Source organism: Saccharibacter sp. EH611, from assembly GCF_009834765.1.
GTDB lineage: Bacteria > Pseudomonadota > Alphaproteobacteria > Acetobacterales > Acetobacteraceae > Saccharibacter.
In genome coordinates, this window is record NZ_WVHP01000021.1 from 72,950 (window position 1) to 87,232 (window position 14,283).

Consider the following 14,283-nt stretch of genomic DNA (forward strand, 5'->3'; position numbering starts at 1 on the left):
CTCTCCGTCGGTGCGATGGTCTCCTCACTTTATGGGACGGTAGCACTAGTTTTATAAGGGGTTAAAATTTATTTTTATATCGTATTGATCTGTCATCATGTTGTCACATAAGCTGACTGTCCCGCGCGATATGAAGAAAACACATTATTGTGATAATAATTGCAAAAGACCTCGCATAGCTCCATGTCTAAGGATACAAAATAGGTGAGGAGTATGGTGTTATGACAATGGTATTCCCGCGAATGAATGCGCTTGTATCAGGGGCTGTGGCGGCGATGTTGGTCTCGAGCCCTGCTTTGGCGCGAGAAATGCCCGCAAAGCCTGTGGGCCATGTGAGCTTTGAAACTCATTCAGCTGATTTAGGTGTTGGTTATACATGGGGAGAGGGGAAGCTTACCTATGGTCATCACACATACCGTTTTAAGATCAAGGGTGGAAACGCGGTTTCGCTTGGCTACTCATCGTTAAAAGCCGAAGGGGAGGTGTATAACCTCAAACATCTTCGTGATTTTGATGGCGCCTATGGAGCGGTGACAGCGGAAGCGACGATGTCGAAGGGGGTTGGCGCCTCTCTTTTGAAAAACAGTAATGGTGTTCGTCTGAAGTTGACGTCTAAGGCGACGGGTGCACGTTTGGCAGCTGGGCTGCAAGGTGTAAACTTTGAGATCGAGAATTGAGCAGGCACGCTTATTTGATGTGAAACGTGGGTTTGTGGGATAGCGATAGAAAGCATCGTTCACAAACCTACGGAGCAGAAAAAGTAGCTGCTCTTGCCGTGTTGAGTAAGCTGTTTTCAGATAAAAAAGCTGAAGAGAGAGCTTGGTTTGCTACAATTTACTCCAGCTTGTGTGATGCACCCCGTTAACGGGGATCGGATAAGCTGGGGTTTGTTAGGGTGGAGAGCTGTAGTCTATCGGATGATCCTTAAATGATGTATGTGGATGTTGGGACTGAGTGCATCTCAGGAAGAGAATGATACGGTGATTTACTGAATTTTTACCTATCGATCCATAACCAACAGTCAGAAGATTTGTCCGCTGAAATGCTTTTCTGGCAGTGTTTAATACGCGTAGTGATATAAAGCGATCTATTTAGGTCACGTTGACAAAAGATCCATGCGATTTTCTAAAAATCTGATTTATTCCCTACGTGAAAAGATAACGGGCGGAAAAACAGGCATAACACGAGAGTGATTCGATAATTCTAGAATGGGTGGCGATCACCGACTCACTTTTGCTTCCTGAATGTGGACGCTGGGCACGTTCGGCTTGATGGAGCTGTCTGTTTCAAACCCGAAAGCTATGCTGGTCGTTCGAGGCAAGACAGTGACAATTTCCGACAGATATTGCGAATCCATGCGCTCTTGCCCATGTCATTCCATCACGTAAAGGCCGTAACTACATTGAGCGATGTTCAATAGCTCGTGCGGTTCTGACGCATCGCTTTTTGATATGACAAGACAGCCCTTTCTCTCATGAGTTTTTCAATCACGCCCCTACAAGGCTCTGGAGCAAATTTACTGCCAACATGACTTAGAAAATACGATGTTTCTCGTCAGAGCGCTCATTTATAACCTCCTGAAGAGGGTCTCAATAAGCTGACCTATAGGATTATTCATTGCATGAATCGAAACATTGGCTTGGTTAAACGGCAGTGTTTTTTCTTTTGTGTGAAAACAGGGTAGAAGCAAGTGACCTCATGTGAAGGAACGTGCCTTTATGCCTTGTGATGCTCAGTTGATGCCACCGTCGTTTCGCTCTTCCCGCGCGCAACGATGGCAAGCTGTTTTCGGTTCTGCTGTTGGGTATATGATGGATGGGTTCGACCTGTTGGTCATGGGGTTTATGATTCCTGTTTTATCTCAGGATCTGCACCTTCTTCCTGTACAAACAGCATCTCTCGTAACGGCTACATTGCTGGGGACGGTTATCGGAGGGGTTTTCTTCGGGGCGCTGTCTGATCGTCTCGGACGTGTACGGGTGCTCGCTTGGAGTATTTTACTTTTCGCTGTGGCATCAGGGCTAAGTGCTCTTGCCTATGGTTATTGGGACTTGCTTTGTTATCGCGTGATTACCGGGATTGGGCTCGGGGGAGAGTTCGGAATAGGGATGGCACTCGTCGCTGAGAGCTGGCCTGCGGCGTATCGTACGCGCGCATCGTCTTATGTTGGGTTAGGATGGCAGCTAGGTGTCTTGGCTGCAGCGCTGTTAACGCCTTTGCTTCTCCCCCTCGTCGGTTGGCGGGGTTTGTTTGCCCTCGGTGCTGTCCCAGCTCTCGTAGCCTATGGCTTCCGTAATGGCATGGTTGAGCCTGTGAGAAATGATAATTCTTCTGGGGAAGGGACAAAGGCCGTTCTGTACGCTTTTTTTGCTGATAAAAGACGATGCTGCACAACGCTTGGTGTGTTCCTGATCTGTGCTATTCAAAACTTTGGTTATTATGGGGTGATGATTTGGTTGCCCAATTATTTGAACAGCACGTTAGGCTATAGCACGACACGTTCAGGACTGTGGACGGCAGTGACAATACTGGGGATGATCGCTGGTATGATGGTCTTTGGTTATGTTGCTGATCGTATCGGCCAAAAACGGGCATTCCGGTTCTGGATGATGGGGGCAGCTGTCATGGTCGTTGTCTATGCAATGCTTCATACGCCTCTTACCTTGTTAATCGGTGGCGCCGTGATGGGTTTTTTCGTTAATGGGATGATTGGCGGTTATGGCGCTTTGATCAGCACACTTTATCCGCGCGCTGTACGTGCAACAGCTCAGACCGTGTTGTTTAATGCAGGCCGGATGGTTGGTGGTTTTGGGCCAGTTATCATCGGTATTTTAGCCGAGCATATTGGTTTTAGTGTAACGATTAGCCTACTGGCGTGCCTTTATCTTGTTGATATGGCAGCGCTTGCGCTTATCTTCCTGAAGGGAGGAGAAGCGGAGGATATGACCGCTGTTAACAACTGATTGGCTATTGTATCTTTAAAAGACAGGCACCTTGGCAGAATTGATCGAGGATTATAAAATGTGAAGACAGTGCTGGGCTGCTTCATTGCATTAAAGGATATCAGATGACTGAGCGGACACGGCGTTATGTCGTTTTGGAAAGAGAAGACATATGGCTGGCTGTCCTTGATAATAGTCAGAATGATATGGGTTTTTTGGATATCTATGTAGAACAAGGATTCCGCCCATATGATTATGCTTTTAGGCATTTCTACTCGTCTATTACCGCAAAAACTCCGCAGGAGGCGGTTGATATTGCAAAAGAGGATAAAGCATTAGAAATTAATACGCTGCGATCCGAAATTTTTCGTTTAAAAGAAGAGTTGAGGCGGTTTCATCATCAAGAACAACGTCAATTTACCCCCGATATGTTAAATCCTTATGATGTTCTGGGCGTTTCACGGACAGCAGATTTTAACATTATTCGAGAAAAAAGACGGCAATATTTGCGTTTTTTCCATCCAGATCACGGTAATGGCTCGAAACTTCTTTTTCAGATTATTAATAGGGCCTTTCAGAGGATTGAGGAACGGCATAAATAGGGTTTTGTGATGGTAGTATTGAATAATGTGGAGATATTTATCTATCAACATGTTACGTGCATTGCAAAAGTGAAGTGGGGAATGGTTATTTATGTCTGAATTGTCTGAATTGTCTGATGTAAAGATTGGTATTGATGGCCTTAATCTAGCACTTAGTCGTGGCACGGGGGTCGCGACTTATGCACGTGTGCTGGCGGCAACTTTGCAGGGGATGGGGGCTCAGGTGGATGCTCTTTATGGTTTGCCTGCCCCCCCCTTATATACCGCGGCATAAAAGAGAAGAACATTTTTTCAATAGCTTAGCTCATAATGATGTTGGGGCACCACGACCGCGCTGTCCTCATCCTTTTTGGTTGTATGAGACGCTTCATCATTTTATAGGGCACAAAGCGGTCTCTGTTCCTGTAACTGATGAGAAACACGCTCAAGGCTATCAAAGAAATATTCCATCGGGGGTAGGAGTTTTCAACGTCCCCCATCTTTTTCGTGTAGCGCAAGGTTTTTTCGAAAGACAGGACGGTTTGTCCCTGTAATAATGCCTGAGACAACCTTAGATGATCTTCCTCTTTATTCCAAAATGATTAGGAAAATTGCGCAAGATTCTGCGGTAATTTGCACGGTATCAGAAACGTCTAAGAGTGATATCATACGTCTTTTTCCAGAAAGTAATGGTAAGGTCTTTAATACGTATCAAGCGCACGTACCTCACCAAACGCATGGGGACGAGAGGGTAAAAGATGACTTGGTTATGAAAAAATTTAGGTTGAGTGCAGGTCATTATTATCTCTTCTTCGGGCAGTTGGAACCTAAAAAGAATATCGGTCGTCTGTTGGAGGCTTTTCTCGCGTCTCCTGCCAAACGCCCTCTCGTGCTAGTGGGATCTCATGGTTGGAAGCAAGATGAAGAACTGCGCCTTTTGCCAAAGGCACTAGAGAGTGGTCGGGTTGTGCATATTCCCTACCTTCCCGAAGAGGAGCTTCTTGCGTTGATTAGGCAGACACGAGCTGTGCTGTTCCCTTCCATTGCAGAAGGGTTCGGGCTTCCTGTGTTTGAAGCTTTTAGCCAAGGAACGGCTGTTTTAACCTCAAAAAGAGGAGCTTTAGGTGAAGTTGCGGGTGATGCTGCTTTGTTAGTGGAGCCCTACGATGTGTCATCTATTCGTGATGGTATCATGATTCTAGATCAAGACGATGCTTTATGTTCCCGACTTCAAAAAAGAGGATTGGAGCGGTGCGAATATTTTAATATTGAGCGTTATCAAGGGCGGCTACGTCATTTTTATCATGATGTATTATCATAATCCTTTGCTCATTATATTTTCGTGGATTGTAAGAATGAATATTATTTAGATGATTATCAAATATGGAAGGGAGTGTTAAATGACATAGTTGTGTTTTCTAGAAAATGGCGATTTTATGTGTATGGTGGTACCTGTTATCCTGTCTGGCGGTTCTGGAAGTCGGCTTTGGCCCGTGTCACGGAAGGCGTATCCGAAGCAGTTTTGTCCGATTTTGTCAGAGGAAACCCCCTTTCAGGAAACAGTACAACGTGCGCAACAGATTGGCGTCACGGCGCCACCTATTGTAGTAGCCAATAGGGATCATCGTTTTATTGCGGCGGAGCAGCTAAGGCAACTCGCTGTTGAAGATGCCAGTATTATATTAGAGCCAGTCGCTCGCAACTCTGCGGCTGCGATGGCAGCAGCAGCTTTTTGGCAAGCTGATAAAGACCCAGATGCTGTTTTATGGTTTATGCCTGCTGATGCTGCGATTGAAAATTTCGATGCATTGGCGACAGCCCTCTTTCAAGCCAAGCAAGCAGCCGAGCGTGATTATATCGTAACATTTGGCATGCAGCCTAATCGACCAGAGACAGGTTACGGCTATATAGAGCAAGGTTCTTCTGTAGAAAATACGGATAATGTTTATCAGATTGCACGGTTTTTAGAAAAACCTGATGCAGAAACTGCAGAGCATTTTCTGAAATACGGGCATTATTTGTGGAATTCAGGCATGTTCATTGCTCGTGCTCGTGTTTTTCTGGAGGAGCTTTTATTGCTTGCTCCTGATATCTATCATGCGGTTAAAAGCTCTCTATCTTCTAGTGGCTCAGACCTTGGTTTTGTGCGGCTGGATGAAGAAGCTTTTAGTCGCGCTCCATCAATTTCGGTTGATTATGCTGTTGCAGAAAAAACCACGCGTGCTGCTGTGGTTCCTGCCTCTTTTGAGTGGATGGATGTGGGAAGTTGGGATGCCGTGTGGGAGCTAACCCATAAAGATGGTGATGGCAATGCAGCGCATGGAAATGTCTTTCTAGATCACGCCCATAATTGTTACGTGCATTCAGAAGGAGCCGTTACAACGGTTACAGGTGTAGACGATCTTATTATCGTCGTAACACGTGATGCTGTGATGGTCTCTCATCGAGACCGGGCACAAGATGTTAAAAAAATGGTTGAACGGCTCAAAAAAGAGGGGCGCCCTGAAGCAGAGCAGCATGTGCGCATGTACCGTCCGTGGGGCTTCTATGAAAGCCTCAATAAAGGAGAGCGCTTTCAAGTTAAGCGCATTCAGGTGAGCCCTGGGGAAAAGCTTTCATTACAGAAACACTTTCATCGTGCTGAGCATTGGGTCGTTGTGGAAGGCACCGCCCTTGTGACACGGGATGATGAAAATGTGCTCGTGCGTGAAAATGAGAGTATTTACTTGCCATTAGGATGCGTCCATCGCCTTGAAAATCCGGGTCGTATTCCGCTTGTGTTAATCGAGGTTCAATCTGGTTCTTATCTTGGAGAGGATGACATCGTACGCTTACAGGATGTGTATCAGCGTTGACATTCGCAGGACGCTCTCAATTGGCAGTCGTTTGGTTGAGAGCGTTCTTACTGTGTAATTATTAAAGACTATATATCGGAAAATAAGATGTAATTTTTAAAGAGTATCTATTGATATAAAAATCGTTTATATTGTCTTCTATGGACCTTGATTTCAATGAATTTGCATTCTCTTTAAGAGGATTGCTCGATACTGATCCCTCAGAAGCCATTAAACAAGCTCAGTGTATCAATATTTCTGAGGATAATCGTCTTTCTGTACAGCTTAAAGTGCTAAAAGGTAGCATCTTAGTAGATGGAGGAAAAATAACACGTCAGACAGAGGTCATTCAAGAAGGCCTTACGTTATTTTACGAAGTATATATGCAATGTCCCACCGGGAATAATGCTTATAATTTGGGGAATGGCATAAGCGCTACCGTTGGCTTTCCTCCTCACAATGATCAATGGTTAGATCATCAAGAACAGACGAGAGAAGACCGTGCTAAGGCTCGGCAATATTTTTGGGAGGCCGTAAAAAAAGACGATATTGATAATGAATTAAAAACGCAAATATTAACAAATATGGGCAATGAATTAAGTGCTAGCTATCGTTACGGAGAAGCTCATGATGCATGGTTTTTTGCATTGAAGACTGATCCTCGAAATGGGGTTGCCGCATATTGTGCGGCACAAAGTTTATTATGGCTTCATTTTCATGGATGTAGTTCGGATGCTACTTTTGAGCAAATTGCTAGACTGGCTCAGATTATACGCATCAATCATGATCAGGTTGTGTCCTATACTGGAGCTCAGGCGGCCGAAAAGATTTTAGATTTCGCACAGAAATGGCCCGAACCTCCAACGCAAACAGCTTGTAAAGATCCATTTATTCGGTGGATTAAGGATGAACGTCTGGCTTTAGCACCGACGTTGGAGGTTACTGACAATAATTTAGAAGAGTTAGATTGGCTTACGCTTCCTGCTATGAGATATCCTCTGTCACGATTTGAGGGTACGCCGCCTATATTTAGTATGTTTAATGTATTAAAAAGTGACTTCATTTTAGCACGTGATCTTACATGGCGTGCTTTTGATCGGCATCATTGGTCTGTTGTAGAAGGGTTTGCGGATACGTTCGATGGCGCTATGTACGGGCCTGATGTTTCCGCCTTTATATTAGCGCACCGCGCTGTATTGGACTTGTTAGATAAAGTAGCAGTAGTCGCTAATCATTATTTCGATTTAGGAGAAGTTGCGGGTAAAGTGTCTTTCGGAACATTATGGCGTGCCGCTCCTGATAAGATAACAAAGAAAAGGCCCTTGAGAAAAAAGGTTGAGAACATAATTCGTTCGGGAGTGCGTGCTCTTTATGGCTTAATTGAGCTTTCAGGAGACTATACTCGTAATGTGGGCATATTAAATTCTCATAAAAAGATACGCAATGCTGCTACACATCGGTTTATTATATTGCATGATTATTTATTCGATTCTCATGAGCATCATAATGAAATCGATAGACACCTCTATGAGCCATTTTTACAGGAAGCTTTACAAGCGTTACGTATTTCGCGTTCTGCTATACAATTACTTGTATTGGCAATAGCCCAGAACGAGCAGACCCGGCGTGAGACGAGCGACGAAATTTTGTTAGAACAGCAATTGCCAAACTATAAGAGAGATTTTTAGCTTTTGATAAGTTTAGACTATAATTCTACGTAAGTAGGTAAAAGCGAAAAGGGGGATGGTGGACCCGGCGCGATTCGAACGCGCGACCTCTGCCTTCGGAGGGCAGCGCTCTATCCAGCTGAGCTACGAGTCCATGGGCGTCCTTTTATCGTGTTGGAGGAGATTTGGCCAGCCCTTCTGTGAGAAAAACTGCTGCTGTTATGAATAAGTACCTTGAGAAAATGTTATACTCTTATAAAGCGCAGGCAATACGTATGGGAGTGTAAACGGTGAGCATAGAATTCATTTTATTAATTGTCATTATTATTCTTCTCATCGTGAATGTGTTTCTTTCGTTGCGCAAAACAACACCATCACCGCTTGATACACGATATTTGGCTTCTATCGAACAGCTTCCCGCTGCTTTGCGTGAAGAGGGGCGTTTTGCGCGGGAGGATGTGCGCAGCGTTTTGCAGGATCAGTATCACAAAACACAGACATCTTTTGGAGAATTGGGAAAATTTCAAGCTGAGCAGCTTTCTGCCATGCGACGGGAGGCGATGGAAGGGCGAAGGCATTTAGAAGAGGCTTTACAGCGTCATGTGGAAAGCTTTTCCAGTGCGCAGACATCGCGTCTGAAAGAGATGAATGAGGCGGTGCAAGGGCTATCTGATCGCTTGCTCGCAGGGCAAGAGAAGGGCTTTGATGATGTGCGTTTTTCTCTGAAGGAAGTCACCGACAAGGTGAGCTCGCTGATTGAGGTGAACGCGACGGCGCAGGAGAAGCTCCGTGAGACCGTGTCAGGGGCGTTGACTAACTTGCAGCGTGATAATGCGGAAAAACTTGAGCGGATGCGCGCGACGGTGGAAGAAAAACTGCAGGGCACTCTCGAAAAGCGCCTCGGTGAATCCTTTCGGCTGGTGAGTGACCGCCTCGAGCAGGTTCATCAAGGGCTAGGTGAAATGCAGTCGATCGCAACGGGGGTGGGAGACCTCAAACGTGTTCTGAGTAACGTAAAGTCGCGCGGTGGCTGGGGAGAAGTGCAGCTTGGGATGTTGCTTGAGGATATGCTGACGGCTGAGCAATATCAAAGTAATGTGCATATTCCTCCAACCAGCACAGAGGTTGTGGAATACGCCGTTAGATTACCGGGGAAAGAGCATGATGATCAGCCTGTTTGGCTCCCGATAGACGCAAAGTTCCCTTACGAAGATTATGATCGTCTCCTTAACGCGCAAGAGAGTGGCGATGTTGAGGCAACAGAACGTGAAGGCAAAGCATTAGAACGCGTGGTGAAGGCTCAAGCGAAAAAAATTTGCGAGCATTATGTGCATCCGCCTTATTCGACTGATTTCGCTATTATGTATCTCCCAACAGAAGGGCTTTTTGCGGAGGTTATTCGCAGACCTGGTCTGATCCGTCAGCTACAAAAAGACCACCGTGTGATTGTGCAAGGGCCAACGACGTTGTCAGCTTTATTGAGCAGCCTGCAAATTGGGTTCCGCACCCTCGCGATCGAAAAGCGTTCAAGCGAAGTGTGGCATGTGCTGGGTGCGGCGAAGGCTGAGTTTGGGAAATACGGACAGGTCTGGGAAAAGCTGGGCAAGCAGCTTGATACCGCACGACGCACGGTGGAAGAAGCCGGGCGGAGAACGCGCGCTGTTGAACGCAACTTGAAGCGGGTGGAAACGCTGGAACAGCCAGAGGAAAGCTCAAACCATGGAGGGCTTCCATATGATCTAGGGCACTCCTTTGATGCGTCGGAGGATGAAGAGCGCTTATTATAAGAGAACGTCACTGGCTTTCGTAGAGCCAACGCCATTGCGTGGCGGCGAAGTCTCCACCAGAGGGGAGAAACGCTTCAGGGTTGTTGATCCATGCGAGAATATCGTCACTCACGCCTCGTTTGTCACGCGTAAGGAGATGGTGCGCGCCATCAATGGAGTCAAAGCGCGCTGTTGCGGGGAGGCGCTGGAGCAAGGCGCGTGTGGAAAAGGGGGGGACGAACTGGTCATTACTGCCGTAAATCAGCAGCACGGGGGTTCGTACAAAGGGAGCGTCCTGAAGGGCCTGCGTCATGAGGTGGGTTAGACCATCAAGCGCCCGAACAGTGGTGCCATGTTGGGTGAGGGGATCAAAAAACATCCGGCGCAGAGCGGCGAGATTGTCGGTCGCAATGCGGCGATGGCCGGGGATGTGGGCTCCTGTGAGGCGTTCATTGGGGGTGAGAAGTGCCCAACCATCGAGGATCGCTTGCAAAGGTTGGCCAATATCGACCGTGGCCGGGGCGAGCAAGATGGTTCTGACGGAAAAGGGCGTGCTGGGTTGGGCTGCTAGCAGCAAGGCTGTTGCCCCGCCCATACTTTCTCCCATGAGATAGAGAGGGGTATGGGGCCAATGTTGTTGCACCCAAGCGAGTTCTTCTGTTGCATCAGCACGCATACGTGCGGTGCTGCTCCACTGATGAGGGACAGTGGCTTGGCCAAAACCGCGCGCATCAGGCGCGATGATAAGGATATTCTGGGTGTTAAAGGTTGGTGCCATGCTCTCCCACGCGTCTCGACTGTCACCAAATCCATGAAAGGCCAGAATAACTGCGCGTGGTTTTTGAAGTGCAGGCGAAGGGTAAAAGCGTAGAGGAATAGAGGCCCCATCGCTCATCGTTAGGTGGGTGTCTGCGGGGATGAGCGCAGCCTCTTGGGCCGTATGGCGGAAATGCGATGGGGGTGGTACGTGTGCGCAGCTGGCCGCGGCGCAGAGGGGGAAGAAGCGCAAAAAATGACGAAGTGAAGAAAGGCGTTTTGAAACCATTAGGAAGTCGCTTATCATGGCAGCATTATTGATGAGTATAGGCTGAGAAAGCCGAATGGGGGAAGTGCGTGGCGTCAGAGACAAAGCATCTGGTCTTAGTGGATGGGTCTGGATTTATTTTTAGAGCATTCTACGCCATCCCTGCGATGAGCAGTCCCGACGGGGTGCCTGTTAATGCGGTGTACGGCTTTACCAACATGCTCTCGCGCTTGCTAAAAGACCATGAAGGCCAGCCGATTGCTGTTATTTTTGACGCGGCGCGTAAGACGTTTCGTAACGATATTTACCCCGACTATAAGGCACATCGTCCACCGCCACCGGAAGATCTGCGTCCGCAATTTGATCTGATCCGTAAAGCAACCGAAGCGTTCGGCGTTCCGGCTATAGAGCTGCCGGGATGGGAGGCGGACGACCTTCTGGCGACCTATGCGCGGTTGACGGTGGAGCAAGGGGGAACCTGCACGATCATCTCATCTGACAAGGATTTGATGCAGCTTGTGCGCCCCGGTGTTATGCTTAAAGACCCGCTGAAGCAGAAACCCATTGGGGAAGCCGAGGTTGAGAAGAAGTTTGGCGTCTCACCGGCTCAAGTGGTGGATGTGCAAGCGTTGATGGGCGACGCGACGGACAACGTGCCCGGCGTGCCGGGGATTGGCCCCAAAGGCGCGGCACAGCTGGTGCAGGAGTATGGCAGTTTAGAAGCGATTTTAGACGCTGCACCGTCGATGAAGAAGTCCAAACGCCGTGAAAATTTGATTGAACATGCGGATTTAGCGCGGATTTCCAAGCAGCTTGTATTGTTGGCTGACCAAGTGGCGGTGCCGCGCCCTGTTGAAGAGCTTCACGTGCAGCCAACGGAAGGGGAAACCCTGCGTCACTGGCTTGAGAGCATGGGCTTTGGCTCTATTTTGCAGCGGATGGGCTTTACTCGTAAGGTGCGCCACCCTGCTGCGCAACCATCAGCGGAGGTCGCAGAGGAAGAAGCCTCTCCTGAACCGCAGGCGGCGTTTGGGCCGTATGAAACGGTCATGACGGCTGAAGCCTTGGAGAGCTGGATTGCGGCGGCTCGTAAAGCGGGGGCGGTGGCGGTTGATACCGAGACAACGGGGCTCAATGCGCGTACAGCGGAGCTTGTAGGCATCTCTTTAGCCACAGAAGCGGGGAAGGCATGCTACATTCCCCTCCGTCATGAAGGCACGTTGGAAGCTCCTGTTGGTCAACAGCTTGATGTAAAGGCTGTGTTAGATACGCTGGCCCCCTTAATGAAGGATGAGAGCGTTCTCAAAATCTTTCAGAATGCAAAATATGATCTCACCATCTTCCGTCAAGCGGGGCTGCGTGAGATTACCCCAGTCGATGACACGATGTTACTTTCCTACGTTCAGTCCGCTGGGGCGCATGGGCAAGGGATGGATGAGCTTTCCCGACGTCATCTTGGGCATACGCCGATCACCTATGACGAGGTGACCGGGAAAGGGCGTAACCGTATTGCCTTTACGCATGTTCCCCTTGAGCGCGCGACGGCTTATGCGGCGGAAGATGCCGATGTGACGTTGCGTCTCTGGAAGGTTCTGCGCGCTTCATTGCCGCATCAACAGGCTGTGGCGCTGTATGAGGAGATGGAACGCCCGCTTATGACTGTCCTTGCGGACATGGAAGAGGTGGGCATTGGCGTGGATGCGGATGAATTGCGCCGTCTGTCAGATGATTTTGCACAGCGTATGCGCGCTATGGAAAGTGCGATTTATGATCGCGCAGGGCGAGAGTTTAATATTGGCTCGCCCAAGCAGTTGGGTGAAATCTTGTTTGACGAGATGGGCCTTCCCGGCGGGAAGCGCACCAAAACAGGTGCATGGGGCACGGATTCCAGCGTGCTGGATGGGTTGGCTGAGAAGGGCCATGATCTGCCCACGCGTATTCTCAACTGGCGTCAGTTGGCCAAGCTGAAATCAACCTATGCCGATGCGTTGGTGAAGTTGATGGACCCGAAGACGCACCGCATCCATACAACCTTCCAAATGGCGGTGACGACGACGGGGCGTTTGTCGTCCAATGAACCGAACTTGCAGAATATTCCGATCCGCACAGAGGAAGGCGCGCGTATTCGTCAGGCGTTTAAAGCGCCGAAGGGGCGGAAGATCGTTTCTGCCGACTATAGCCAAATTGAACTACGTCTCTTAGCGCATGTGGCCCAGATTGAGCCGCTCTTGGAGGCGTTTCGTTTAGGGCAAGATATTCATGCACGCACCGCGTCTGAAGTGTTTGGCGTGCCGCTGGAAGGGATGGACGCGCTTACGCGCCGCCGGGCGAAGGCGATCAATTTCGGTATTATTTACGGTATTTCCGCCTATGGATTGGCGCGTCAGTTACAAGTGCCGCAGGCGGAGGCGAAACGTTATATTGAGGCCTATTTTGAGCGTTATCCGGGTATTTTAGCCTATATGGAAGGCGTGAAAGAAGAAGCACGAGACCAAGGCTATGTGCTGACGCCGTTTGGGCGCCGTTGTTATGTGCCTGAAATTAAGGCAAAGCAGGCAGCCCGTCGTTCTTATGCCGAGCGTCAAGCGATTAATGCTCCGCTTCAAGGAGGGGCTGCGGATATCATCAAGAAAGCGATGGTGCGTCTTGCACAGGTCTTACCACAGAGTGGTCTTCAGGCCCGTATGATGCTGCAAGTACATGATGAGCTTCTTTTTGACGTTGCTGATGAAGACGCAGAAAAGCTTGCCGCCCTTGTGCGGCAGGAAATGGAACAGGCTGCCACGCTGGATGTGGCATTGTCGGTTGAAACAGGAATAGGACAAAGCTGGTCAGATGCGCACTAAAAACAAACAACCTCTTTCACCAGAGCGGCTGCGGCTTCGACGTTTTGGCGTTGTGGTGGCAGCGTGCTTTGTGTTGGGCAGTCTGTTGGGCTATGGCGGCTTCTATTGGGCCTCTCATGCAGGGCGTGGTGCTTTGGTGAGCTCAGAGGGAAACCCCGTTGGTGGGAATTTCCGCGTCGCTTCAATGGGTGGGTCTATTGTGACAGAAGGGGAGTTCCGTGGCTCTTGGCTGATTGTCTGGTTTGTTGATCCACGCTGCCCTGCTCAACGCTGTATGCCAGCGCTGAAGCGCCTCGATAGCGTGGCGGTCCGTCTGCATCAGGAAGGTCATTCTGTGTCACCTCTGGTGGTATCGCTGGATGCAACGGCCCCCAATACGGATGATCTGCAAGATTATGTGATGAACAATGCGCCTCATACCGTGCCGGCTTATGCAAGTCAGAGCATGATTGAAGCGATGACGGATCTGTATCATGCGCCTTTGACGAAAGAAGATGGCTATTATATCCCAGCTCCTTCTTTTGTTGTGATGAACCCTCAGGGCCGCTACGCTGCAAGCGTGCCGACGGCCCTGGATGAAGAAAGCCTGATGCGGCGCCTTCATGCTGTGATTACCCCATAAG

General features: G+C 48.8%; 11 protein-coding genes and 1 tRNA gene. 10 read left to right on the top strand and 2 right to left on the bottom strand.

Features of this window, described 5'->3' with window-relative positions; genetic code table 11:
- Positions 1-221: 221 nt before the first annotated feature.
- The 7 genes from GS535_RS05675 (at position 222) to GS535_RS05705 (ending at position 8,045) form a co-directional block, all read left to right on the top strand.
- Positions 222-677 carry a hypothetical protein gene (locus GS535_RS05675; RefSeq protein WP_160791173.1) on the top strand — a complete coding sequence of 152 codons (456 nt, stop codon included), beginning with the start codon at positions 222-224 and terminating at the stop codon, positions 675-677.
- A 1,041-nt stretch (positions 678-1,718) separates the two neighbouring features.
- Entirely contained in the window at positions 1,719-2,963 is a 1,245-nt protein-coding gene (locus tag GS535_RS05680; protein ID WP_160791174.1) for an MFS transporter, read from the top strand.
- Positions 2,964-3,067: 104 nt separating this feature from the next.
- Entirely contained in the window at positions 3,068-3,544 is a 477-nt protein-coding gene (locus tag GS535_RS05685; protein ID WP_160791175.1) for a J domain-containing protein, read from the top strand.
- A 91-nt stretch (positions 3,545-3,635) separates the two neighbouring features.
- On the top strand, positions 3,636-3,818 hold the full coding sequence (locus GS535_RS05690; RefSeq protein ID WP_160791176.1) for a hypothetical protein: 183 nt from the start codon (positions 3,636-3,638) through the stop codon (positions 3,816-3,818).
- A 474-nt stretch (positions 3,819-4,292) separates the two neighbouring features.
- Positions 4,293-4,844 (top strand): glycosyltransferase family 1 protein, encoded by a 552-nt coding sequence (locus tag GS535_RS05695; protein WP_160791177.1) that lies wholly within the window; start codon positions 4,293-4,295, stop codon positions 4,842-4,844.
- 115 nt (positions 4,845-4,959) lie between these two features.
- Positions 4,960-6,378 carry a mannose-1-phosphate guanylyltransferase/mannose-6-phosphate isomerase gene (locus GS535_RS05700; protein WP_160791178.1) on the top strand — a complete coding sequence of 473 codons (1,419 nt, stop codon included), beginning with the start codon at positions 4,960-4,962 and terminating at the stop codon, positions 6,376-6,378.
- 140 nt (positions 6,379-6,518) lie between these two features.
- Positions 6,519-8,045 (top strand): LA2681 family HEPN domain-containing protein, encoded by a 1,527-nt coding sequence (locus GS535_RS05705; RefSeq protein ID WP_160791426.1) that lies wholly within the window; start codon positions 6,519-6,521, stop codon positions 8,043-8,045.
- 56 nt (positions 8,046-8,101) lie between these two features.
- Here the strand turns inward: GS535_RS05705 and GS535_RS05710 are convergent.
- Positions 8,102-8,178 (bottom strand) — tRNA-Arg (locus GS535_RS05710).
- Positions 8,179-8,314: 136 nt separating this feature from the next.
- On the opposite strand from GS535_RS05710, the gene GS535_RS11145 reads away from it, so the two are divergent.
- Positions 8,315-9,811, top strand: coding sequence for a DNA recombination protein RmuC (locus tag GS535_RS11145; protein ID WP_160791179.1), 1,497 nt, complete (start codon positions 8,315-8,317; stop codon positions 9,809-9,811).
- Between the two features lie 7 nt (positions 9,812-9,818).
- On the opposite strand, the gene GS535_RS05720 is transcribed toward GS535_RS11145, so the two are convergent.
- Entirely contained in the window at positions 9,819-10,835 is a 1,017-nt protein-coding gene (locus tag GS535_RS05720) for an alpha/beta fold hydrolase (RefSeq protein WP_160791180.1), read from the bottom strand.
- Positions 10,836-10,903: 68 nt separating this feature from the next.
- Here GS535_RS05720 and polA point away from each other — a divergent pair, with 68 nt between their 5' ends.
- Positions 10,904-13,660 (top strand): DNA polymerase I, encoded by a 2,757-nt coding sequence (gene polA / locus GS535_RS05725; RefSeq protein ID WP_160791181.1) that lies wholly within the window; start codon positions 10,904-10,906, stop codon positions 13,658-13,660.
- The gene (locus GS535_RS05730; RefSeq protein ID WP_160791182.1) at positions 13,650-14,282 is read left to right on the top strand and encodes an SCO family protein; all 633 of its coding nucleotides are present in this window, start codon (positions 13,650-13,652) and stop codon (positions 14,280-14,282) included. The genes polA and GS535_RS05730 overlap by 11 nt, the downstream gene beginning before the upstream one ends.
- Position 14,283 lies beyond the last annotated feature (1 nt).

Coding starts and splice junctions, on each gene's coding strand:
- GS535_RS05730 (WP_160791182.1), top strand. CDS start 13,650: ATGCGCACTAAAAACAAACAACCTCTTTCACCAGAGCGGCTGCGGCTT.
- GS535_RS05685 (WP_160791175.1), top strand. CDS start 3,068: ATGACTGAGCGGACACGGCGTTATGTCGTTTTGGAAAGAGAAGACATA.
- GS535_RS05720 (WP_160791180.1), bottom strand. CDS start 10,835: ATGGTTTCAAAACGCCTTTCTTCACTTCGTCATTTTTTGCGCTTCTTC.
- GS535_RS05705 (WP_160791426.1), top strand. CDS start 6,519: ATGGACCTTGATTTCAATGAATTTGCATTCTCTTTAAGAGGATTGCTC.
- GS535_RS05675 (WP_160791173.1), top strand. CDS start 222: ATGACAATGGTATTCCCGCGAATGAATGCGCTTGTATCAGGGGCTGTG.
- GS535_RS05695 (WP_160791177.1), top strand. CDS start 4,293: ATGAAAAAATTTAGGTTGAGTGCAGGTCATTATTATCTCTTCTTCGGG.
- GS535_RS05700 (WP_160791178.1), top strand. CDS start 4,960: ATGTGTATGGTGGTACCTGTTATCCTGTCTGGCGGTTCTGGAAGTCGG.
- GS535_RS05680 (WP_160791174.1), top strand. CDS start 1,719: ATGCCTTGTGATGCTCAGTTGATGCCACCGTCGTTTCGCTCTTCCCGC.
- GS535_RS05690 (WP_160791176.1), top strand. CDS start 3,636: ATGTCTGAATTGTCTGAATTGTCTGATGTAAAGATTGGTATTGATGGC.